Origin of the sequence: Lentzea aerocolonigenes, from assembly GCF_000955955.1 — a bacterium.
GTDB lineage: Bacteria > Actinomycetota > Actinomycetes > Mycobacteriales > Pseudonocardiaceae > Lentzea > Lentzea aerocolonigenes_A.
Map to the genome: position 1 here is coordinate 83,758 of NZ_JYJG01000042.1, position 21,104 is coordinate 104,861.

23 protein-coding genes and 2 tRNA genes are annotated in these 21,104 nt (G+C 67.1%); 17 read left to right on the top strand and 8 right to left on the bottom strand.

From position 1 onward, the window contains the following. The first annotated feature begins 75 nt into the window (after window positions 1-75). From UK23_RS08145 to UK23_RS08165, 5 genes are all read left to right on the top strand, one after another. Window positions 76-2,019 carry an acetoacetate--CoA ligase gene (locus tag UK23_RS08145; protein ID WP_045310770.1) on the top strand — a complete coding sequence of 648 codons (1,944 nt, stop codon included), beginning with the start codon at window positions 76-78 and terminating at the stop codon, window positions 2,017-2,019. Window positions 2,020-2,174: 155 nt separating this feature from the next. Continuing rightward, window positions 2,175-2,264 (top strand) — tRNA-Ser (locus tag UK23_RS08150). Between the two features lie 41 nt (window positions 2,265-2,305). Further along, a tRNA-Arg gene (locus UK23_RS08155) sits at window positions 2,306-2,381 on the top strand. Between the two features lie 54 nt (window positions 2,382-2,435). Then, complete coding sequence (locus tag UK23_RS08160) at window positions 2,436-3,662, top strand: cytochrome P450 family protein (RefSeq protein WP_052684458.1); 1,227 nt, start codon at window positions 2,436-2,438, stop codon at window positions 3,660-3,662. Next, on the top strand, window positions 3,659-4,075 hold the full coding sequence (locus UK23_RS08165) for a hypothetical protein (RefSeq protein ID WP_045310771.1): 417 nt from the start codon (window positions 3,659-3,661) through the stop codon (window positions 4,073-4,075). Before UK23_RS08160 ends, UK23_RS08165 begins: the two co-directional genes overlap by 4 nt. On the opposite strand, the gene UK23_RS08170 is transcribed toward UK23_RS08165, so the two are convergent. Continuing rightward, entirely contained in the window at window positions 4,072-4,542 is a 471-nt protein-coding gene (locus tag UK23_RS08170) for a macro domain-containing protein (protein ID WP_231114419.1), read from the bottom strand. The genes UK23_RS08165 and UK23_RS08170 overlap by 4 nt on opposite strands. Before the next feature lie 206 nt (window positions 4,543-4,748). Here UK23_RS08170 and UK23_RS08175 point away from each other — a divergent pair, with 206 nt between their 5' ends. Together UK23_RS08175 and UK23_RS08180 are read left to right on the top strand one after the other, a co-directional pair. Then, window positions 4,749-5,576 carry an SDR family NAD(P)-dependent oxidoreductase gene (locus UK23_RS08175; protein WP_045310773.1) on the top strand — a complete coding sequence of 276 codons (828 nt, stop codon included), beginning with the start codon at window positions 4,749-4,751 and terminating at the stop codon, window positions 5,574-5,576. 31 nt (window positions 5,577-5,607) lie between these two features. Next, entirely contained in the window at window positions 5,608-5,934 is a 327-nt protein-coding gene (locus UK23_RS08180) for a hypothetical protein (protein ID WP_156212940.1), read from the top strand. On the opposite strand, the gene UK23_RS08185 is transcribed toward UK23_RS08180, so the two are convergent. Next, the gene (locus tag UK23_RS08185) at window positions 5,911-6,735 is read right to left on the bottom strand and encodes a serine hydrolase domain-containing protein (RefSeq protein ID WP_045310775.1); all 825 of its coding nucleotides are present in this window, start codon (window positions 6,733-6,735) and stop codon (window positions 5,911-5,913) included. The genes UK23_RS08180 and UK23_RS08185 overlap by 24 nt on opposite strands. Before the next feature lie 23 nt (window positions 6,736-6,758). Here UK23_RS08185 and UK23_RS08190 point away from each other — a divergent pair, with 23 nt between their 5' ends. Continuing rightward, window positions 6,759-7,670 (top strand): ribonuclease Z, encoded by a 912-nt coding sequence (locus UK23_RS08190; protein WP_045310776.1) that lies wholly within the window; start codon window positions 6,759-6,761, stop codon window positions 7,668-7,670. Here the strand turns inward: UK23_RS08190 and UK23_RS08195 are convergent. Then, window positions 7,615-8,472, bottom strand: a complete 858-nt coding sequence (locus tag UK23_RS08195; RefSeq protein WP_052684459.1) for an NAD-dependent epimerase/dehydratase family protein — start codon at window positions 8,470-8,472, stop codon at window positions 7,615-7,617. The two genes, UK23_RS08190 and UK23_RS08195, sit on opposite strands and share 56 nt — an antisense overlap. A gap of 66 nt (window positions 8,473-8,538) precedes the next feature. Here UK23_RS08195 and UK23_RS08200 point away from each other — a divergent pair, with 66 nt between their 5' ends. Next, complete coding sequence (locus UK23_RS08200) at window positions 8,539-8,751, top strand: hypothetical protein (RefSeq protein ID WP_045310777.1); 213 nt, start codon at window positions 8,539-8,541, stop codon at window positions 8,749-8,751. A gap of 119 nt (window positions 8,752-8,870) precedes the next feature. On the opposite strand, the gene UK23_RS53630 is transcribed toward UK23_RS08200, so the two are convergent. After that, window positions 8,871-9,089: a hypothetical protein gene (locus UK23_RS53630; RefSeq protein WP_231114420.1), complete on the bottom strand. Its 219-nt coding sequence runs from the start codon at window positions 9,087-9,089 to the stop codon at window positions 8,871-8,873. Between the two features lie 18 nt (window positions 9,090-9,107). Between UK23_RS53630 and UK23_RS08205 the strand changes: the two genes are divergently transcribed. After that, a complete protein-coding gene (locus UK23_RS08205) occupies window positions 9,108-10,364 on the top strand; it encodes an ATP-grasp domain-containing protein (RefSeq protein WP_231114421.1) in 1,257 nt (418 codons plus the stop codon). Window positions 10,365-10,367: 3 nt separating this feature from the next. Here the strand turns inward: UK23_RS08205 and UK23_RS08210 are convergent, their stop codons facing one another. Further along, complete coding sequence (locus UK23_RS08210) at window positions 10,368-11,132, bottom strand: hypothetical protein (RefSeq protein ID WP_045310779.1); 765 nt, start codon at window positions 11,130-11,132, stop codon at window positions 10,368-10,370. A gap of 62 nt (window positions 11,133-11,194) precedes the next feature. Between UK23_RS08210 and UK23_RS08215 the strand changes: the two genes are divergently transcribed. Beyond that, complete coding sequence (locus tag UK23_RS08215; protein ID WP_231114422.1) at window positions 11,195-12,400, top strand: DNA cytosine methyltransferase; 1,206 nt, start codon at window positions 11,195-11,197, stop codon at window positions 12,398-12,400. Between the two features lie 308 nt (window positions 12,401-12,708). Next, a complete protein-coding gene (locus tag UK23_RS08220; RefSeq protein ID WP_045310780.1) occupies window positions 12,709-13,935 on the top strand; it encodes a thioester domain-containing protein in 1,227 nt (408 codons plus the stop codon). A gap of 69 nt (window positions 13,936-14,004) precedes the next feature. On the opposite strand, the gene UK23_RS08225 is transcribed toward UK23_RS08220, so the two are convergent. Next, entirely contained in the window at window positions 14,005-15,354 is a 1,350-nt protein-coding gene (locus tag UK23_RS08225) for a BNR-4 repeat-containing protein (protein ID WP_156212944.1), read from the bottom strand. Between the two features lie 165 nt (window positions 15,355-15,519). On the opposite strand from UK23_RS08225, the gene UK23_RS50035 reads away from it, so the two are divergent. The 4 genes from UK23_RS50035 (at window position 15,520) to UK23_RS50040 (ending at window position 17,423) form a co-directional block, all read left to right on the top strand. Beyond that, the gene (locus tag UK23_RS50035; protein WP_082114497.1) at window positions 15,520-15,690 is read left to right on the top strand and encodes an antitoxin; all 171 of its coding nucleotides are present in this window, start codon (window positions 15,520-15,522) and stop codon (window positions 15,688-15,690) included. After that, entirely contained in the window at window positions 15,691-16,332 is a 642-nt protein-coding gene (locus tag UK23_RS08230; protein ID WP_052684460.1) for a putative glycolipid-binding domain-containing protein, read from the top strand. Between the two features lie 83 nt (window positions 16,333-16,415). Next, complete coding sequence (locus UK23_RS48380) at window positions 16,416-17,249, top strand: helix-turn-helix domain-containing protein (protein WP_082114498.1); 834 nt, start codon at window positions 16,416-16,418, stop codon at window positions 17,247-17,249. Between the two features lie 12 nt (window positions 17,250-17,261). Further along, on the top strand, window positions 17,262-17,423 hold the full coding sequence (locus UK23_RS50040) for a DUF397 domain-containing protein (RefSeq protein WP_082114499.1): 162 nt from the start codon (window positions 17,262-17,264) through the stop codon (window positions 17,421-17,423). Here the strand turns inward: UK23_RS50040 and UK23_RS08240 are convergent. Both UK23_RS08240 and UK23_RS08245 read right to left on the bottom strand, forming a co-directional pair. After that, window positions 17,407-19,521 (bottom strand): S9 family peptidase, encoded by a 2,115-nt coding sequence (locus UK23_RS08240; RefSeq protein ID WP_045310782.1) that lies wholly within the window; start codon window positions 19,519-19,521, stop codon window positions 17,407-17,409. The genes UK23_RS50040 and UK23_RS08240 overlap by 17 nt on opposite strands. A gap of 32 nt (window positions 19,522-19,553) precedes the next feature. Next, window positions 19,554-20,159, bottom strand: a complete 606-nt coding sequence (locus UK23_RS08245; protein ID WP_045310783.1) for a DUF4097 family beta strand repeat-containing protein — start codon at window positions 20,157-20,159, stop codon at window positions 19,554-19,556. 199 nt (window positions 20,160-20,358) lie between these two features. Here UK23_RS08245 and UK23_RS08250 point away from each other — a divergent pair, with 199 nt between their 5' ends. After that, window positions 20,359-21,072, top strand: a complete 714-nt coding sequence (locus UK23_RS08250; protein ID WP_045310784.1) for a GbsR/MarR family transcriptional regulator — start codon at window positions 20,359-20,361, stop codon at window positions 21,070-21,072. Window positions 21,073-21,104: the final 32 nt, after the last annotated feature.

Here is a 21,104-nt window from a genome sequence, read left to right on the forward strand (position 1 = left end):
TTGCACACTTCTGGTGTACGTCCAGTCCGCCAATCACACATGGACGTGCGGTTCTGCCTCAACTAGACATGGGGCATGACCGACACCGACGTCGAACTGCTGTGGCGCCCGGACCCCACGAGGGACAACGGGATGACCGCTTTCCGCGCGTGGCTCGCTGACCGTGGGCATTCCTTTGACGACTACGAGTCGTTGTGGGAGTGGTCCGTCGCCGACCTCGAGGGGTTCTGGGGCGCCATCGCCTCGTACTTCGACGTCCAGTTCCACACCGCTCCCGAGCGCGTGCTGGGCTCCGCGGACATGCCGGGCGCCCAGTGGTTCCCGGGTTCGACGCTGAACTACGCCGAGCACGCCCTGCGCCGTGGAGCCGACGACGACCTCGCCGTGATCTTCCACCGCGAGGACGGCTTCGCTTCCTCGCTGACGTTCGGCGCGCTGCGTTCCCGGGTGGCCGCTTTCCGGGCCGCACTGGCGTCTCTGGGCGTTTCCGAGGGCGACCGGGTGGTGGCACTCGTCCCGAACGCCCCCGAGGCCCTGATCGCCTTCCTGGCGGCCGCCTCGCTGGGTGCCACGTGGTCGTCCTGCTCCCCGGACTTCGGCGCCCGAGCCGTGGCCGATCGCTTCACCCAGATCTCGCCGACGGTCTTCGTCGCCGTCTCCGGCTACGTCTACAACGGACGGTCCTTCGACTGCCGCCCGGTCGTCGAGGAGATCCGCTCGCAGATCCCGTCCCTGCGGGCCACGGTCCTGATCGACTACCTGGACAACGGCGCCACTCTGCCGGACACGCATTCGTTCGCCGACTTGGTCTCGGCTCATCAGGGTGCTCCGCTGGAGTTCACGCCGGTGCCGTTCGACCACCCGCTGTGGGTGCTGTACTCGTCCGGCACCACGGGCCTGCCCAAGGGCATCGTCCAGGGCCACGGCGGCATCGTGGTCGAGCACCTGAAGATGCTCGCGCTGCACAGCGACCTCGGACCCGGTGACCGCTTCTTCTGGTTCACCACCACCGGCTGGATGATGTGGAACTACCTGGTGGGCGGGCTGTTGGTCGGCACGACGATCGTGCTGTACGACGGCAGCCCTGCCTACCCGTCGCTGAACACGTTGTGGCACTTGGCCGAACAGCACCGCGTGACCTACTTCGGCACCTCGGCCCCGTACGTCCAGTCGTGCCTGAAGGAGGGCCTCGACCCGTCCTCCCGCTACGACCTGACGGGCCTGCGCGTGGTCGGCTCGACCGGCGCACCCCTTACGCCAGAAGGCTTCCGCTGGATCGCCGCGGCCGTGGGCAAGGACGTCCAGATCGCCTCGGTCTCCGGCGGCACCGACCTCTGCACCGCCTTCGTCGCCGCCTCCCCGGACCGCCCGGTCTGGCTGGGCGAACTCTCCTGCCGAGCTCTGGGCGCCGCGGTCTACGCGTTCGACGAGGCCGGTGTCGCGCTGGACGACGCCGTGGGCGAGCTCGTGATCACCAAGCCGATGCCGTCCATGCCGGTCTTCTTCTGGGGCGATGACTCGGGTGAGCGCCTCCGCGACGCCTACTTCGACACGTATCCCGGAATCTGGCGCCACGGCGACTGGATCCGCATCACCCCACGGGGTTCGGCCGTGATCTACGGCCGCTCCGACTCGACCCTGAACCGGGGCGGCGTCCGCATGGGCACCTCGGAGTTCTACCGGGTGGTCGAGTCCATCCCGGGCGTCGTCGACTCGCTGGTGATCGACACCTCCGGCGTCTCCGAGGGCGAGCTGCTCTGCTTCGTGGTGCTCGACGGCGTGACTTTGGCGGACGTGGAACCGTTGCTGCGCCAGGAATTGCGCTCATCCCTCTCGCCACGCCACGTCCCGAACCGCTTCGTGGCCGTCGCCGAGATCCCGAGGACCCTGAACGGCAAGAAGTGCGAGGTCCCGGTCAAGAAGATCCTCGCCGGCGCCGACCCGGACAAGGCCGTGAGCCGAGGCGCACTCCGCAATCCCGAGTCCCTCCAACCGTTCCTGGACCTAGCCTCGGGATGATCTAGGTCACTCTCGCTGCGGTGAACAGGCGTTTAACGCCCCTCTCAAGGCTTCTGCGTGTGCTCTGACCAGCGCGTTCAGGGCTTGGAGGGGGGCGTTTTGCAACTCGGTTGAGGACCTGTGTAACCTATGCGTCGTGGCCAAGGATGGTCCCGGGAGGCTTCGCCTAGTCTGGTCTATGGCGCCGCACTGCTAATGCGGTTTGGGGTAACCCCCCATCCCGGGTTCAAATCCCGGAGCCTCCGCAAGGCCGAGCCTCTAGAGGATCGGTTACAATTAAAGATCTGCGCTCGTAGCTCAACGGATAGAGCATCTGACTACGGATCAGAAGGTTGCAGGTTCGAATCCTGCCGAGCGCACCAGACCAAAAGGGCCCCGTCCGCGGAAACGCAGACGGGGCCCTTTTGCGTGAGGGATTGACGCTGCCGGGAGAGCTGGGGGTCGCGGTGTCCGCAGGCATGCTGTTCAGCAAGCAGTACTTCAGGGATCCGGCGGCGACGCTGCACGCGGTTCGCGAGCTCGGACGAGTCCATCAGGCCGTGCTGCCGAACAAACTGCCGGTGTGGGTCGTGACTTCGCATGACGACGTGAAGGTCGCGTTGACCGACGACCGGGTGCGCAAGTCGTCTGCGGAACTGTCGGCGATCATGCTGAGCAAGCTCGAGCAGGCCGGTGGTCAGGCTGAGCTCTCGGCGTTCTTCTCCGGGAACATGCTGGTGATGGACCCACCGGACCACACCCGGTTGCGGAAGCTGCTCGCGCGCGACTTCACGGCGAAGCGGATGGAGGCTTTGCGGCCGCGGATCGAGCAGATCGCCACGTTCGCCTTCCGGCTGCCGATGATCGTCATCTGCGACCTGCTGGGTGTGCCGGAGGAGTTCCGCGAGCCGATGCGGGACTGGTCGCAGGCGATGATGGGCGAGGTGGCGCCGGAAGAGGGCATCGTGGCTTCGCGCCGGATGACGGCGTGCTTCAGCGAGCTGATCCAGCGCAAGCGCGCCGAGCCGGGTGACGATCTGCTTTCGGCGTTGACCAGGGCCAGTGACGACGGAGATCAGCTCACCGAGGCCGAGGTGCTCAGCACGGCGATCCTGCTGGTGGTGGCAGGCCACGAGACCACGGTGAACCTGATCGGGTCCAGCGCCGAGTTGTTGTCGCGCGACCACGAAACGCGCGAACGCCTGGTGGCTGATCCGGACCTGGTGCCGAAGGCGGTGGAGGAGCTGCTGCGGCTGACCAGCCCGCTGTCGATCGGCACCACGCGGTACACGGCGGCGCCGATCACGTTCGGCGATGTCGAGGTTCCGGCAGGAGAGATCCTCCTCGTGTCGCTGGCCGGCGCGAACCGGGATCCGGAGCGGTTCGAGCAGCCCGACGACGTGGACCTGGGGCGCGGTGCCGGCCACCTGGCGTTCGGTCACGGGATCCACTACTGCATCGGCGCGCCGCTTGCCCGCATGGAGGGGGAGATCGCGCTGCGTGAGCTGCTGAGCCGCTTTCCCCGGTACGCCGGCGTGGTTCCCGCCGAGGACCCCAGGCGCCGCCGCTCCTACATGGTGTCCGGGTTCCGGGAGCTTCCTGTGATCTTGGCGCCGGAGCCTTCTGGCAACCTGGAAGCGGGCAGTAGCGTGCATCTCTCGTGACCTTCAAGAAGATCGCTGCCGGAACCCTTGCCGCCGCAGCCCTCGCCGTCCTGGCCCCCGCTTCGGCTCAGGCCGACCCCTCGACCGAGTTCGAGACCGGTGACGGGTACGACTACACCAAGGGGACCATCACCTGGCACAACCGCACCGTCACGATCAGCGGCTATGTGATCGACGAGGGCGCCGGCTGGACCGAGGTCCGGTTCCGGGTGTTCGCCGGCAGCACGCAGATCGGCGCCCAGGAGTCGCGTTACACCGATGACGCCAGCACCAACCCCGTGCTCAGGTCGCCGAGGCGCTTCGAGCTCGGCATGGGCGACACGAACAGGCCCGGCGGCGTGACCAAGGTCGAGATCGCCATCTGCCACACCAAGAACACGTGCGACCAGTTCACGACCAGGCCGCGGCCCTAGTCGAAGTCGTACACCGTGGTCGGAACGCCTTGCGCCAGCAGGGTTTCCGCTATGAGCGGCTCGATCAGCTCCCACCGCCCACCGGCCAGACCGCAGCCGATGCGCGGCATGTGCACGCTCGCGCCAAGCCGTACCGCGTGCGCGGTCAAAGTGTCCAGGCACTGAGAGATCGCCTCGTACCGCACGGGCGGCCCTTTGCTGCCCGTGCGCGTACCGCGTTGCCCCACCATGTTCGCGACCCAGATGTCCGGCCGGACCTGCACCAGCTGCACGGCCCCGAGCCCGAAGTCGTTGCGCGCCCGCTCCCGGTGCCAGGCGCGGTAGGCGCGCTCCGGCTCCGGCCACCGCTTCGACACGGCCAGCACGAACCCCTTGCCCCACCCGCCGAGGTCGTTGCAGACGTGCGCGATGATCTTCGGCCCCTTGGCCTGGGGGCTCGTCGCGTCGCCCTTGGTCACTTGCAGCACGATCAGCACGATGCCATCCGGGAACTGTCGAACGCCTCTCATTTTTCTACTGCCGACAAAGACCGGACGCAATCGATTCCACAGTGGTTGATCTGCGAAAAGAGGTTTGAACCGGTCGTCGTTCGACGTACACCGTTCGGCGCGGGCAAAGGCCATTCGTCGACGTGAATGACCACTCGGTGATGGCACTTGGCCACACTCGGGGTATGGCAATTCTGGCGGGCAAGGCCGTGGTCATCACCGGTGCCGGGCAGGGTTTGGGTCGGGCGTTCGCCACCCACGCCGCCGCCTCCGGAGCCGCCGTGGTGATCAACGACGTCGACGAGCCGCTCGCCGGGCAGGTCGCCGAGCTCATCACCCTCATGGGTGGCAAGGCGGTCGTCAGCGCCGGCAGCGTCACGGATCCCGACCAGGCGCAGGCCATGATCGACACGTGCACGGCGGCGTTCGGCAGGATCGACGGACTCGTCAACAACGCCGGCATCAGATACCAGGCCGCCATCGGCCAGGACGACCCGAAGCGAATGCGCGAGCTGATCGAGATCAACGTCCTCGGCACGCTGTACTGCACCAACGCGGCCGTCCAGAGCATGCGCCGCGGGTCGATCGTCAACCTCGGTTCGGTGGCGATGGTGGGTCAGCCGACCGCCCTCACGTACAGCGCCTCCAAAGGGGCCGTCGCCAGCATCACGGCCGGAGCGGCGGCCGAGCTCCACGACAAGGGCATCCGGGTCAACGCCGTCTGCCCGATCGCCTGGACCCGCATGGCCGCGGCCGACTCCAAAGCCGTCCCGAGCGGGCCGCCCGAGACGATCGCGCCGCTGGTCACGTACCTGCTCAGCGACCGAGCCGCCAAGATCACCGGGCAGCTGATCCGGTTCGCCAACGGGCGGTTGCACGTGATGGGGCAGACGAGCCCCAAGGAGCCGGTCATCGAGAACGACGAGTGGGACGTCGACGCGATCGCCGAGGCCTTCGAGGAACGGATCGAGCTCGAGGACCCGGCGTGGGTGCGTTGGGGTGTCGGAAGGTGACGCACGCCTGAGCAGCGGGCAGAGTGGCGGCGTGGACCAGCGGGAGATCATGCAGCGGGCGCTCGGCGTCCTGACGCTCACCTACGACGCCGACGAGTCCGGCGACTACCTGCGCACTGCCCTCAAGTCGTTGCAGGAAGGCGTGTTCAGCTACGAGGTCAAGGTCGACGGCGACCTGAACGAGGCCGGCGCGCAGGCCCTCAAGCAGGCCATGGACCAGGTGCTCGGGCAGTTCGGCTGGTTCACCGCGGGGCTGCTGTACGCCTTCCGCGGCGTTGCGCAGGCGTACGAGAACGACTGCGAGGACGCCGACGTGAAGGAGATCCTCCGGCAGCTAGCCCTGCGGCTGGCCGACTAGCTCCGCGCGGACGCCGTCGGAGAACGGCGTCCACGCCTCGACCGCCCACGGCCCGAAACGCAGATCCGTCAACGCGACACAGGCTGCGGAAATGGATGGATCCACCCACAGGAAAGTGCCGGACTGCCCGAAGTGGCCGAAAGTCCGCGGCGAGAAACCGAGGCCGGTCCAGTGCGGCGACTTGCCGTCGCGGATTTCGAACCCGAGCCCCCAGTCGTTCGGCTTCTGCATCCCGTAACCAGGCAGAACGCCGTTCAGCCCGGGAAACACGACCGAAGTCGCCTCGGTGACCAGCTCGACGGAAACGAGCTTCGGCGACAACAGTTCAGCGGCAAAAGCAGCCAAATCCGCGGCGCAGGACTCGGCGCCCGCCCCGGCAGAGCCCACCAGAGCCGTGGAACTCATCCCCAAAGGCGCGAAAACAGCCTCGTGCAGATAAGTGGCGAACGGCATGTCGCAGGCGTCCGAAACGAAGGAAGCCAGCACGTCGAACCCGGCGTTGGAGTAGATCCGACGAGTACCGGGCGCCGCCTGCACCTCGGCCTTGTCGAACGCGTACCCGGCGGTGTGCGAGATCAGATGCCGAACGGTCGAGCCCTCAGGACCCGCAGGCTGGTCCCACTCGACCGCCCCCTCCTCCACGGCCACCAGCACCGCGTAGGCGGTCAGCAGCTTCGTGACCGACGCCAGCGGGAACACGCGTTGCTGGTCGCCCAGCGAGCCCACCACGGCACCAGAGGACACCACGGCCACCGCGACGTTCGGGACAGGCCACGTCGACGCCACTTCCACGCTCTGCATGGGACAGACGTTAACGTCAGGGTGTGACAGTCCGGGAACTGATCGTCCTGGGAACAGCCAGCCAGGTTCCCACGCGCCAGCGCAACCACAACGGCTATCTGCTGAGGTGGGACGGCGAGGGCTTCCTGTTCGACCCTGGCGACGGTTCCCAGCGGCAGCTGCTGCGATCAGGCGCCGCTGCGAGCGACATCACCAGGATCTGCATCACGCACTTCCACGGCGACCACTGCCTGGGCGTCCCCGGAATCGTCCAGAGAATCTCACTGGACCGGGTCCCGCACACCGTGCACGCCCACTTCCCGAGCAGCGGCTCCCACTTCTTCGAGCGCCTCCGCTACGCCAGCGCCTTCTACGACGCCGCGGACATCAAGGAAGAGCCCATCACCGGAGACGGCCGGCTGGCGCAGGGCAAGTTCGGCACGCTCGAGGCCTACGAGCTCGACCACGGCATCGACAGCTTCGGCTACCGGCTGACCGAACCAGACGGCCACCGCATGCTCCCGGACAAGCTCGAGGAGCACGGCATCCAGGGCCCGCAGGTCCGCACGCTGCAGGAAAAGGGCGAGCTCAACGGCATCAGGCTCGAAGACGTCAGCGAACCCCGCAAGGGCCAGAAGTTCGCGTTCGTCATGGACACGCGCCTGTGCGACAACGTCTACGAGCTCGCCGACCAGGCCGACATGCTGGTGATCGAGTCGACCTACCTCGCCCGCGACACCAAGCTCGCGGGCGACCACGGCCACCTCACCGCCCAGCAGGCCGCCCGTGTCGCCCGCGACTGCCGGGTGCGCAAGCTCGTCCTGACCCACTTCTCCCAGCGCTACGAGGACCCGGCCGAGTTCCACGCCGAAGCGGCGGCGGAGTTCGACGGCGAGATCGTCATCGCGAAGGACCTGGACCGGGTTCCGGTGCCGAAGCGCTCCACTGGTCCTTGACGATGTCGGCCAGCGCGGAGTGGGAGGGCTGCCAGCCCAACGCCCGCAACCGCGACACGTCCGCCCGCTGCGAGCGCACCTCGCCGGGATGCGCGGGCTTCCAGGTCACGTTCACCGGCCGTCCCGAAACACCGGCGACAGCCTCCAGAACGTCCCGGATGGACGCAGGCGTGGCCCCGACGTTGTAGACCGCGGACTCACCGGGAGTGCACGCCTCCAGCGCCACGACGAACGCAGCGGCAACGTCCCGCACATGCACGAAATCGCGCACGGCCGACCCGTCGCCGTAGACGTCCATCCCGTCAACGGCTCCAGCGGCTGCAGCCACCGCACGGGTGATCACCCGACTGGTGTCCGTGTCACCACCCCCAGCGACGTTGAACAAACGCAGCGTGGTCGCCCCGATCCGCCCGGACCGCGCCGCCCACGCCACCAGGTCCTCGGCGGCGGCCTTGGAAGCCGCGTACGGCGAAGAGGGTTCCCGGACCGACGACTCGGTCAGCGGGGAGTCCGACGGCCGGTACACCCCGGCAGTCGACGCGAGCAGGAATCGCTGCCCCTCCAACGCTTTCAGCAGGTTCAGCGTTCCGCCCACGTTCGTCGCGTAGTACGAAAGTGGATCTTCGAACGACTCCCGCACGCGCGCGACACCGGCCAGGTGGATGACCGCGTCGGCGTCGATTGACCCGAACGGCTCCGAGAGGCGTTGACGGGACAGGACAGGTTCATGCCCGTGAACCCGCAGCTCACGCACCACGGCACGGCCTACGTACCCAGTGGCGCCGGTCACCAGAACTCGCACAAGTTGACCCTAAAGGTCGACGCGCACTGCGCCGATAACACACGAGTGAGTTACCCCCATCGCGCTGTGCACACGAGCATCGCTGGACTTCTGCACGACGTAGCCGTGCACGAGTTCAAGCGGCAGGAGTTCCTGCGCAACGTGGCCGAGATCGTGGGAGCCGCACCCACTGTCCAGCCCGTGACCGCAGAACTCACCCAGCCGCTGCCGGCGATCAACCCCAAGCGCAGCTTCCTCAACCGCGTTGACCAGGTCCTTCGGGACGCGGCTCGCGTCTAGGGCGCACTCAGTTCAGAGACTGATCCACTTGCCGTGAGGCCCGCCCCCGCGGGCCCGCCGCAAGATTCATCCGGCCGTTGCCGGACCGTGCTTCGACACACATACCGGGTGGCTCTACGCTACGCGTCACCCGGCGATCGCCGGTCGCATCCTTCTGCTTCTCTCAAAGCGGGTTCTCGGCGATGGATCATGTCTTCGCGGCGCTCAACGAGCGCTTGGGCGGATTGTTCGGTGACCGGCTGGTCGTGCTGGCCGGCGGCACTCGTTTGGCGAAACGCGCGCATGAGCTTCATGCGCTCGGTGCTCGCCATACGCTCGTGCTGGATACCGACGATCATGCCCCGCTGCATGATTCGGTGATCGCCAGGTGGGTCTCGCTGGGCATCAAGGGCGGCTTCGTCGCCGTCGAACAGCGCCGCCTCGGCAAGCTGCTGACCAAGCCCTCGGCAGAGGTCCGGTCGATCCTCAGGGACTTCGACCCCGACGCCGAAGCCGTCGTGATCAGCACGCCCTACAACGAGATCGGCACCTTCCAGGGCCGTCCCGTGCTCAACGCGCGCCAGCACAAGTGGGTCGAGCTGGAGAACAAGACCACCATCGACGCGCTGTGGGACGAGCTGTCGGCCCGTCGCGCGCCCGCGATGGTGTTCGACCTCGACTTCGAACGCCTCTGGGGCGCCTCGGAGATCCTCGACCGCGGCGCCGGCGTCGTCTGGTCGGGTGACGGCCCCGCGATCAACGGCGGTGCCAACTTCGTGCGCCGCGTGCGGACGTACGAGGAGGCCAAGGAAGCCTTCGAGGTGCTCGCCCCCAAGTGCGACCAGGTGCGCGTGATGCCGTTCCTGGAAGGCATTCCGGTGAGCGTGCACGGCATCGTGTTCCCCGACGGCACCGCGGTGCTGCGTCCGATCGAGATGGTCGTGCCGCGCCGCCAGGGCCAGGCCAAGTTCCTCTACGCGGGCTGCGCGTCGTACTACGACCCGCCCGTGTGGATCCGCGACGAGATGCGCAACCTGGCCCGCCGCGTCGGCGAGCACCTGCGCGAGACCGTCGGCTACCGCGGCACGTTCACGCTGGACGGCATCGCGACCGAGGACGGCTTCCTGCCGACCGAGATCAACACCCGCTACGGCGGCGCGATGGTCTGCTTCGAGGACGCCGTTCCGTCGCTGCCGCTCGCCCTCGTTCAGGTCGCCCTGGTCGCGGGCTGGGACCTCGGCATCTCCTCCATGCAGTTCGAGGAGCTCGTGCTGCAGGCCGCGGACAACATCCGCTCGGGTGCGGTGGGCGCCAACGTCCGTGCCGTGCAGCCGACCGAGGTCGACGAGCGGCGGGTGATCTTCACCGGCTGGGCGTGCCGGCTGGCGCACCCGGAGGAGCCCGCGCACGCGACGCTGCGGCTCAGCCCGTCGCCGATCGGTGGCCGCCTCGATCTCGACCTGCACCGCGAGAACATGCCCATCGGCGCGCCCGTGGCGGCGTTGACCGTGGCGGCGTTCGCGCTGGCCGACCAGGAGTGGGGGACGGGCCTCGGTGCCCTGGAGCCCGCGATCGCCGTCGAGGACGAGGCTCAGGCTGAGCAGGAGTTCATCGAGGAAGCGGTCATCGCTTAGGACTCACCAGGCGCCCTCATCGCCGTACGCGGAGATGAGGGCGAACCGGTAGCCCATCAACGCCGCGGCGACCTCACGAGGCTGGTGCGCCGGCCGCACCAGCCCTTCGCCGAGCACCTTCGGCCGCGGCAGGTCCACCCCGAGTAACTCGGGCGACCGCTTCAGCAGCGCCACGGCGATCTCGGCCGCGTCGGAGAGCATCTCCTCGTTCGGCAGCTCGGCCATGTCCTGCATCAGCCCCACGACGAACGCGGGCAGCTTCTCCGGCACCGCGCAGGCGAGCGCGACGAGGCACGCCACCCGTTCGGACGCCAGCGCCTCGAAGATCTTCGGGGCGCCCTGGGCGACCGCGTGCCGGGTCTGCGTCAGCCAATCGGGTGCCGTGCGGGGGAGCTCGCGGCCGAGCGCGTTCCAGCGGCGGTGCGTGCGGCGGCCGTCCTCGGTGAAGCCCTTGCCCGCCAACGCCATGGCGGCCAGCAGGAAGATCGCCCGGTCGCGCACGTCGCCGGCGACCTTGTACGAGGCCCCCACCTCGACGAGGTACGGCACGGCGCAGAACGACGCCTCGGAAACCGTGTCGTCGGTCAACAGGCGCTCTGCCAACGAGCTGAGCGCGTCGAGGCGCACGTCGGCGCTGGGGTCCATGAGTGAGCGGAGCAGGCGCGGCACCCGACCGGCGCCACCCCGGCCGTCGTACACCTCGGGCCAGGAAATCCTGTCGAGTCCACGCAACGGGTCCGGCCGTTGCCAGGCACGCGGCAGCTCCATAGGCGGGAAAGGTACGGGATGTCAGGGAAGGCGCCTCGGAGCCTCGCCCGTACGATCTCGTGGTGTCCTTCTCGGTGGCCGACATCTTCTCGGGTGCGGGCGGCATGAGCTTCGGCTTCCACGCCCACCGCGACTTCCGGGTCGTCGGTGCCGCCGACGCCCAGATCGGCAAGCCGTCTTCCCGCTTGGGTTCGTTGCGCTGCAACGACACGTACCGCGCGAACATCGGCGTCGACCCGTTGGAGGTCGACCTCTCGAAGGTGTCGCCGTCGGCGTTGCGCGAGGTCTGGGGCCTGCGCCGCGGCCAGCTCGACGTGCTGCTGGCGTGCCCGCCGTGCTCTGGCTTCTCCCGGATCACCGCCCAGAACCACCTGCGCGACGACCCGCGGAACTCGCTGGTGGGCCGCATCGCGGTCTACGCCGAGGAACTGCGCCCGAAGGTCGTGCTCGTCGAGAACGCCCGCGAGCTCGTCAAAGGCAAGCAGCGCCACCACTTCGACAGCCTCGCGGAGGAGCTGACCAAGATCGGCTACTCGGTCGCGGGCGGCACGCACATGCTGTCCAAGTTCGGCCTGCCGCAGCTGCGAGAGCGGACGTTGATGGTGGCCGTGGACGCCGGCCTGCCGCTGCTGACGCTGGACGACCTGTGGGCGGGCCGGGTGATCCGCCCGTCCGCCATCACGGTCCGCCGGGCGATCGGCAAGCTGCCCCGGATCGAGGCCGGCGTGGCCGATGTGGAAGACCCCATTCACGTGTCGCCGACGTTTTCTCAGGACCGCAGTCTGGAAAGAATGCGTGCAATTCCCGCGAATGGTGGCTCGTGGGCGGATCTGCTCAGGTCTCCGGAGACCGCGAAGTTGTTGAATCCTGCACAACGCCGGATCGTCGAAGAGCAGAACTGGGGTTCGCACCCGGACGTCTACGGCCGGATGTGGTGGGACGAACCGGCCCGAACGATCAAGCGGGAATGCGGCCATGTCGGCAACGGCCGTTATGCCCACCCCGAGCAGCACCGGCTCTGCACGGTCCGCGAGATGGCCCTCTTGCAGGGCTTTCCCCGGCAGTTCCGGTTCGACGTGTCGATTCTCGGGAACGCCTACCGGCACGTCGGCGACGCCGTTCCGCCGCTCATCGCCTACCAGTTGGCGGGCCTCACCCGCTGGATTCTGACCGGGCGTCGCCCGGAGCCACGCGAGATGTGTCTGCGCGGCACTTCACTACGTCCCGGAGACATTCGGCCGGTCGAAGTTACCGAATTGGTTGCCTGACGCTTGAACCGTCGGTGCAGGTCAGCCGTAGCAACCGTCTCAATTGATAACTGTTAGGCAACGAATCTAACGTCACCTGACAAAATTAATGCATCGCAGGCCTATCCACTGTGGACACCCTGAGTAGCTTTTCGCTGGTCACGGGCGGTTTGTAGTGTCCCTCATACCTCACTCCATCGGGTGTAACTCGATCGGCTAGTGTCGCCGTCGCTTCCTGTCGGTTCAGTGTCGATCTCGACGTGCCGACCGTCCCGGCGGGCGAATGACTTCCCACGCGATCGGGCTAACTTCAGCGAGCAAGGAGACCCATGGCTTCCCGGTTGAGGATCGGCGCGGCGCTGTTCGGTGCCACCGCCCTCTTGTCCATGTCGACGCTGGCCGCGTCCGCCGACGTGATCGTCAAGCCCATCCAGGACGAGAACCAGAAGAAGTACGGCTACGAGGTCACCTTCGTGGACGGCGTCGGCAACCTGCCGGAGCACACGCCGCCGAAGGGCGAGTACGGCACCGTGCTCATCCCTCTCGAGGTTCAGGAGAACGGCAAGACCAGCAAGGCTTACGCCTACTGCGTCGAGCTGCCGACCAACCTGGACAAGAACAAGGGACTCAAGGAAGCCAAGTGGGGCGACCACCCCAACCCTGACTCCAAGTTCCGGGACAACGCCGGCAAGGTCCTCTGGATCCTGCTCAACTCGTTCCCGACGAAGAGCACGAACGAGCTCGACAAGCTGTACGACGGTGACTACAACGAGCTGGAGGCGATCACGGCCACGCAGGCCGCGATCTGGCACTTCAGCGACGGTGTTGAGCTCAAGGGCGTGACGCAGCACGCGGATGACGTCACCAAGCTCTACAAGAAGCTGATCGAGCAGGCGCAGGACATCAAGGAACAGCCGAAGCCGACGCTGGAGATCGACCCGGCCTCGAAGTCGGGCAAGGCCGGCGAGAAGATCGGCCCGTTCAAGGTCACCACGACCGCCAACGAGCTGAAGCTGACGGCGGAGCTTCCTGATGGCGTGACCATCACCGACGCCGAGGGCAAGCCGCTCAACGTCGAGAAGAAGGCCGGCAAGTCCGAGCTGACCGCCAAGGCCGAGGGCAACAAGGTCTCGGAGTTCTTCGTCAACGTGCCGGCGGATGCCGCCAAGGGCGAAGCGAAGATGAACGTCTCGGCTGAGGCCACGCTGCAGGCCGGTCGCCTGTTCATCGCTGAGGACAAGAACCACAAGACGCAGTCGCTGGTCATCGCGCAGGACTCGAAGGTCAAGGTCGCCAAGGACGCCAAGGCGGACTGGATCGTCGGCGAGAAGCCGACCACGCCGACGACCACCACGACCACGGAGACGACGACCACCACTCCGACCACTACCACCACCACGACCACGAACAACCCGGCTCCGGGTGGCAGCACGGACGACCTCGCGTCGACCGGTGCGTCGATCCTGTGGCCGCTCGTCGGCGGTCTGGCGCTCGTCGGTGCCGGTATCGGCGCCCTGTTCGTCGTGCGCCGCAAGAAGGCTGGTGCTGCTGAGTAATCAGCACCCCTAAGACGAACGCCCCCAGGGTCCGCGCCGGTCCTGGGGGCGTTTGCCGTTCCGAGCTTCCTACCTGCGGCTGATGCCCGCCACGCTGATGTCTCCGTCGGCGATCGCGACGTCCCGGTCGGAAGACGCACCGGAGAAGATCGCGCGGGCCGGGTCGCGGAAGTTCTCCACGATCTCGACGCGCTGCACCGGCTTGGCCGTCGGGATCACGGCTTCCGGCGTCCACGTGCAGCCGAACCGCACCAGGTAGGTGTTCACGTTCGGCTTGCCGTCCTCGGTGGCGTACACGCGCCACGTGAACGGGTCGATCTGCTCCATGTCACGGGTGCGCAGTCCCCGTGCCACTTCCTTGGTCTCCCAGCTGCGACCGTTCCAGGTGGACATGAAGTTGTGCAGAGGTCCCTTGTCCTGGTCGCCCATGAACCACAGCACGAACGGCCGGCCCAGCGTCGTCCCCACCTGCTGGATGTAGTCCGGGGACTTGACCGCGTTCGGCAGGGTCAGCGGGGTGTCCGCGATCTTCAGGTACGTCTCCTGGTCGGCGTCGTCGATCTGGGTGCCCAGATCCCTGCCGGCCGCCGAGTAGAAGTGCAGGTTCCGCGGGTCGAACGTCGCGTAGTACATGTTGCGGTGGTAGCGGTCGTGCAGATGTCCTTCCGTGCCACCACCGGCGAGCGTGTACGCGATCCGCACGCGGCCGTTGTCCTCCTGCCGCAGCTGACCGATGTAGATCTCGTTCATGTTGTCCGCGCGGGACGTCGACCCGATCGCGAACCGGTCACCGGTCAGTTCCGTGGAGGTCTTCCACGTCTTGCCGTTGTCCTTGGACACCACGTAGAGCATCGGACGCGTGTCCGTGGGCGTCACGTGGTCGAGGTCGCGGGTCGTCTCGCGGTAGAAGACGTAGATCGTGCCGTCCTTCGTGACGAACGGCATCGGGTACGTGGCCGCGTTCTTCGAAATCAGCGTCTCTTCCCAGACGCCGTCGGCCGAGTTGGCCTGGGGCGAGCGGGACATGCGCAGCTCGACGTTGTGCATGCCGCGGAAGATCAGCAGATGCCCGTCCTTGGCCTGAACCATGGTCGGGTAGTTGTGCGAGTCCTTGTCCCCGTCCGCGACCCGGTTGGGCGCGGACCAGGTGGCCTTGCGGTGGTCGTACGTCTGGACGTAGCTGTCCTCGTACTGGCCGGCCCACGAGATGAAGGTCTTGCCGACCCTGCGGTCGTAGACCCCACCCGCGACGGGCCTGCGGTCACTGCGGGCAGCGACGTTCGTGGCCGTGTTCGTCACCGTGAACTTGGCTTTGCCCAGGTCGGAGCTCTGCGTGTCGGCTGTGGCGTGGGCCGACGAGACAACGACGAGCGGCAACAGCAGTACAGCGGACATAACTCCACGCAGGAGCCGTGTCATGTGGCGTGTCCTCCTGGTTCTGGCCGCGACGGCGGCCGACCAGGCGGCGGCGGGGACATCATCCGCGTCGCCGAGCCGACTTGTCCAGGCGGAGTTAGCGTGATCGCGGCTATCAACACGCGGGCCCTACTCGGGTACCCTGCGTCAGGAGCGGAGGAGCACCACATGAACTTCGACGAGATCAAGAACAAGGCCATGGACCTCGCTGAGGAGCACCACGAGCAGGTCGACAAGGGCGTGGATGCCGCGGCGGACTTCGTCAGCGGCAAGTTCGGTCACGACGAGCAGGTCGACTCGGTTGCCGAGAAGATCAAGGACATCCTTCCAGGTGGATGAGTGAACTCCTCTAACGCCACTGACGCAGGGCGGGTCACCTCGAACGGGGAGACCCGCTCTCCTTCTGCCCGCAGGCCGGAAATGATCACCTGGCAGGGCATCCACGAGCCGAGGCTCGAGCAGGTCCGCCTGCTCCTCTCCAGCGACCAACGCCTCCGCGCGTCCGGCCGCCTGGTCGCCGCCGGCCCCGACGAGCAGTTCAACGCCTCCTTCGAGGTCTCCGTGGGCGAGAGCGGCCAGGTCAACCGCCTGCTGCTGCGCACTGCCACGGTCTCGGAGGAGCGCCAGTGCTCCCTCTCGAGGACCGAGGACGGCGCCTGGCTGGTCGACCACGGCCAGGGTGCCAAGCGGGAGACGTTCAACGGCGCGTTGGACGTTGACGTCCAGTTCGCGGTTCTGTTCAACACCATCCCGATCAGGCGTCTCAACCTGCACCGCGAGGAGGGTGAGTTCGACCTCCCGGTCGTGTGGGTCTCGCTACCCGAGCTGTCGGTGAAGGTCGTGACGCAGTCCTACAAGACGATGTCGGTCGGCGACGACGTCTCGGTGGTGCGGTTCAAGAGCGGCGGGTTCGAGCAGAAGATCAAGGTCGACCAGAACGGTCTCGTCCTCGACTACCCGCTGATCTCGAAGCGCATTTAGAACCCTTCCAAGAAGTACTTCCTTCGTGGCGAGTCGCATCCAGACGATGGAAGACAAGGGCTTCTGCCTTCTAGCGTTCCGGCATGCCGAAACGATTTTCGAGCGTGGTGGGACGCTCGTTCGGTGATGGCGTACGCGACGCCATCCAGGCCGCCGGAATGACCCAGCGCCGACTTGCCGAGCGGCTCGACTGGGAAGAGGCCAAGCTCTCCGACGTGGTCAGGGGCAAGGGCGGCGTCACCGAGGTCGAGGTGGCGCTGTTGCTCGGGCTGTGCGGCGTTACGCCGGACGAGACCCGCCGGCTGCTCACGCTCTACCGGGAGACGCGCGAGAAGGGCTTCCTCCAGTTCAACGACGAAGACGGCGTGCCGAACCAGCTGCGCACCCTGATCGCCCAGGAGCAGGTCGCCACCAAGATCTTCGTGTGGGCCATGAACCTCGTCCCCGGCCTCTTGCAGATCCCGCCGTACTCCTTTGAAGTGGTGCAGGCTGTTCCGACTATTGACCCGGAACAGGTTGTGGAGATCGTCGCCGCTCGAGAGTCGCGGCGATCGATCTTCCACCGGAGCCGGGAGTTCACCTTCTACGTCCATGAGCAGGCGCTGCGCTTTCAAGTCGGCAGCCGTGAGCTGATGATCGCCCAACTGCAGGACCTGCTTCGCATGTCGATACGTCCGTACATCAGCGTGCGAGTCATACCGCTCTCGATAGGCGTGCACGCTGGCCTTGCGGGTTCGTTCACCAAGCTCGGCTTCGAGAAGTTCGAGCCGGTGGTCTTCGTGGAGACCCACAACCTGAACCTCTTCTTGGAGGACAAGGGCTCGATCGCCGTGTACGACGAAGTGCTGAAGGCGCTGGATGCCCAAGCTCTCGATGAGGAACAATCGAAGGAGCTGATCACCAGCTTGTTGACGTGAGGGGGCCTGCCCATGACGACCTGGCGCAAGAGCAGCTACAGCGGCACTGCGAGTGACTGCGTCGAGGTCGGTCGTGGAGTGGGCATCCGGGACAGCAAGGCGCCGACCACGCACCTGGCCCTCTCGGACAATGCGTGGTCGGCGTTCCTCACTCAGATCAAAAAATCTCGCTGAGCAACTCCGGCCCGATCGGGATCGGCGCGGGCCGGTGAGCAGGCGGCTCCACGCCCATCAGTGAGCGGACCAGGAAGTCCCAGCAGCGCGTCCGCACGTAGGACAGGCTGTCGAGGAACATGTGCTCGGCTCCCGGCACGATGAGCATCTCGAAGTCCTTGTTGGCGGCGATGAGCCGAGCCGCCAGCCGCAGCGTGTGGTCCACGTGCACCTGGTCGTCCATCTCGCCGTGGACGAGCAACAGCTTGCCCTGCAACCGATCGGCGATGTCGACGTTCGACGAGCGGGCGTAGGCCTCGGGGTTCGAGGCGCCGTCGTAGGTCTCGATGAAGCCCATGTTGAAGAAGCGGGCGTCGTGCCAGCCGGACAGCGACGCTCCGGCCTGGTACGTCTCGGGGTGCGTCAGAAGTGCCCGCATGGTGGCGAAACCGCCTCCCGAGTGGCCCAGCGCGCCCACTCGTGAGAGATCCATCCACGGCCGGGACTCAGCCAGTTGCCGGAGTGCGGCGACGTGGTCGTCCAGGCTGCCGGCGTCGGCCAGGTGGCCGTAGCTGGCGTCGTGGAAGGCCTTGCTGCGCCCGAGGGTGCCGCGGCCGTCGACCGCGATTACCACGAAACCGAGTGCTGCCAACGGTTCCGCGTCCATGCCCATACCGCCGGGGTCGAAGCACGGGTCGACCCGGTTGGTCTGCGGTCCGGGGTAGATGGTGTCCACCACCGGGTAGCTCTGGGACGAGTCGAAGTTGCGCGGCCGGTACAGCACGCCGTAGATGTCCGTGACGCCGTCTGCTGCTTTGACGCAGAAGCGTTCCGGGGCCGTCCAGCCCGTGGCGACGAGCCTGGTGATGTCGGCGTGCTCCAGCGAGACCAGCACGCGGCCGGACCAGTCGCGCACCACGGTCACCGGAGCGGTGTCCACAGTGGATGCCGAGTCGACGAAGTACTGCTTGTTCTCCGACACGGTGACGACGTGGTCCAGAGAGTCGTCCGTGACGCGGGTGAAGCCGGTGCCGTCCAGCCCGACCGAGCAGACCGTGCGGCGGTAGGGATCTTCAGGCACCAGGCCGGACGCGGTGAAGTAGACGACGCGTGCGGCTTCGTCGACGTGCAGGATCTGCCGCACCAGCCACGAACCCGAGGTGACCTGGCCGAGCAGCGCGCCGGTGTGCAGGTCGTAGCGGTAGAGGTGGCCCCAGCCGTCGCGCTGCGAGAACCACAGCACCTCGTCGGCCAGCACGCGGATGATGGCCTGCTCGTAGATCCACTGGTTGGGCTCGACGCGGGTGTCGCCGGTTTCGCTGAGCACGACGGTCACCTCGCCGGTGGCGGGGTCCATCCGGTTCAGCGTGAGGGTGTGCTGGTCGCGGGTCTGGCTGAGGAAGAACACCGCCGAGCTGTCCGGGGCCCACCACGCCCAGCCGGTCGCGATCGGCGAGACCTGGGGCGTGATCAGCGGTTCGGTCCTGGCGCGCACGACCGTGCCGGAGGCGACGTCGAGCACGACCAGTTCCACCAGCGGGATGTGCTCGTCGCCGGCGTAGCCGTACCGCTGGGTTCGCATCGCCGGCGCGCCACCCGTGGCGGGCGCGGCCTCGGTCAGCTGCGTCTGCCGGACGTTGCGCTCGTCCGTGCGGTGGGCGAGCACCTTGGTCGAGTCGGGCGACCAGGCCAGCACGGGTGGCATGTGCGGCAGGCCGAACTTGTTCATCAGCGTGCGGAAGCTCATGCAGTCCGGGCCGTAGCCGTAGCCGTGGTCGGGCTGGCCGTCGGTGGTCAGCGCCCACTCGTTCTCGCCGGACCGCGCCCACAGGTCCTGTCCTCTGCGGGACACCGCGACCTTGCCATCAGGTGAGGTCACTTCCAGCGGGTTGCCCGGCGCAGGGAGGAACGGGGTGGGGTCGAAGCCGGTCTCGCGAGTGCCGGCGGTGGGATCTACCAGTACGAACCGCTGGTCGGCTCCGTCGCGGACGGAGTACCAGAAGCGGGCGCCACCGTCGATCCACTGTGGACGGACCTTGTCGCCGACGACGAGCTCGCCAGGGCTGGCGGGACGGCGGAGAAGTTGTTCTGCGGCCTGGTAGTTCTCGGTGGTGCTCACTTGTCTCTCCCCAGTGCTGCGAAGTGTGCCGGTCAGAGGCTGCGGGCGGTGATGTCGCCGTACGCGGTGGTGGCGCGGATGGTCAGGTCGGCGGTGCCGTCGTTCTTGAGGGAGTTGCTGATCCGGCCGTAGGAGGTGCCGGCGTCCATGGAGGCGGAGAGTCCGGCGGCGACTCCGACGGTGATGTCGCCCTTCTGCGTGCTGATCTCCGCGGAACCGCTGAGGCTGCCGACCGTGACGTCGCCGGCCTGGGTGGTCAGCCGGACGCTCGCGGCTTCGTCGATCTTGATGTCGCTCTGCGCGGCCTCGTAGGCGATGTCGCCGAGCCGTCCGACGCCGCGGAACTCGGCGCTGGCGGCCTTCGCCTCGACGCGGGAACCGGAGGGCAGCTGCACCGTGACCTCGACGGTGCCGGACGAGCCGAGGATCTGGTTCCCGCTGTCGCCCTTGATGCGCAGAACGCCGTCGGTGAACTCGACGAGGGTCCGCTCGGCGGCCTTCACGTCGCGGCTCTTCGACGCGTCGGCGGGACGGACCTCGACGGCGGTGTCGTCCCGGTCGGAGGCGATGAGCTGGACGAGGCCCGCGGGGATGTCGAGGACGGCGGCGATCGGGGCGGGGGTGGCGAACTTCTGCATCTCTGGCTCCTGTGGCTGGTCGTTTCTGATGAGCGAAAAGCTACGTTGCGTTCACGGATTACAGCAACAAGCTTCGTTGCAAAGAGTCAGCATCAATGCAGCTCAGAAGGTGTTTATTGTTGCAATCGGATTGGAATCTAACGCAACGATCATGTTCGTTTCGTTGCAATGAGTTGAAACTGAAGGCTATGCTGCGCGCATGCCAGGAGGCCGACTCACCCAGCAGGAACGTCGCCAGATCGCCGTGGGCCTCGCCGACGACCTCTCCTACGCGGAGATCGCCAGAGGCCTGAACCGCCCCACCTCGACGATCACCCGTGAGGTGATGCGCAACGGCGGCCCCGCGGGCTACAAGGCCGACATCGCCCACCTGGCCACCGAACGCCGCGCGCACCGGCGCAAGCAGGCGGCGCCGCGAGCTCGGCAGGTGCCCGCCCGCGACGACGGCCGCGATCCGGAGGCGGTGCGCGAGTTCGAGGAGACGTTCGCCGGGATCTTCGTGGGGCAGGGCCTGCCGAAGATGACCGCCATGGCACTGGCCTGCCTCTACGCCACCGACTCCGGCGGCCTCACCGCGTCCGAGCTCGTCGCGCGCCTGCAGGTGAGTCCGGCGTCGATCTCCAAAGCCATGGCGTACCTCGAAAGCCAGGGCCTGATCGCCAGGAGGCGCGACGACCGCCGGCGCGAGCGCTACGTCGTCGACGACGGCGACATCTGGTACCAGTCGATGATCGCCAGCGCCGCGGGCACCACGAAGCTCGCCGAGACCGCGCGGCAGGGCGTCGGCGTCCTGGGTTCAGGCACTCCGGCCGCCACGCGCCTCGAGAACATCGCGCGGTTCCTCGACTTCGTCTCCGAGGGCATCGTGCGGGCCGCCGAGCAGGCTCGCGACCTCCTGCACCCGAAGAACTAGTGTCCTGAGTCATTAATTCGTTGGCAGTAGGC

Excerpts from the sequence above, each read along its gene's own strand:
- UK23_RS50035 (WP_082114497.1), top strand. The coding sequence starts at position 15,520 with ATGAACTTCGACGAGATCAAGAACAAGGCCATGGACCTCGCTGAGGAG.
- UK23_RS08145 (WP_045310770.1), top strand. The coding sequence starts at position 76 with ATGACCGACACCGACGTCGAACTGCTGTGGCGCCCGGACCCCACGAGG.
- UK23_RS50040 (WP_082114499.1), top strand. The coding sequence starts at position 17,262 with ATGACGACCTGGCGCAAGAGCAGCTACAGCGGCACTGCGAGTGACTGC.
- UK23_RS08245 (WP_045310783.1), bottom strand. The coding sequence starts at position 20,159 with ATGCAGAAGTTCGCCACCCCCGCCCCGATCGCCGCCGTCCTCGACATC.
- UK23_RS53630 (WP_231114420.1), bottom strand. The coding sequence starts at position 9,089 with ATGATCGTCGGTATCCAGCACGAGCGTATGGCGAGCACCGAGCGCATG.
- UK23_RS08185 (WP_045310775.1), bottom strand. The coding sequence starts at position 6,735 with ATGCAGAGCGTGGAAGTGGCGTCGACGTGGCCTGTCCCGAACGTCGCG.
- UK23_RS08225 (WP_156212944.1), bottom strand. The coding sequence starts at position 15,354 with ATGACACGGCTCCTGCGTGGAGTTATGTCCGCTGTACTGCTGTTGCCG.
- UK23_RS08175 (WP_045310773.1), top strand. The coding sequence starts at position 4,749 with ATGGCAATTCTGGCGGGCAAGGCCGTGGTCATCACCGGTGCCGGGCAG.
- UK23_RS08250 (WP_045310784.1), top strand. The coding sequence starts at position 20,359 with ATGCCAGGAGGCCGACTCACCCAGCAGGAACGTCGCCAGATCGCCGTG.
- UK23_RS08210 (WP_045310779.1), bottom strand. The coding sequence starts at position 11,132 with ATGGAGCTGCCGCGTGCCTGGCAACGGCCGGACCCGTTGCGTGGACTC.
- UK23_RS48380 (WP_082114498.1), top strand. The coding sequence starts at position 16,416 with ATGCCGAAACGATTTTCGAGCGTGGTGGGACGCTCGTTCGGTGATGGC.
- UK23_RS08220 (WP_045310780.1), top strand. The coding sequence starts at position 12,709 with ATGGCTTCCCGGTTGAGGATCGGCGCGGCGCTGTTCGGTGCCACCGCC.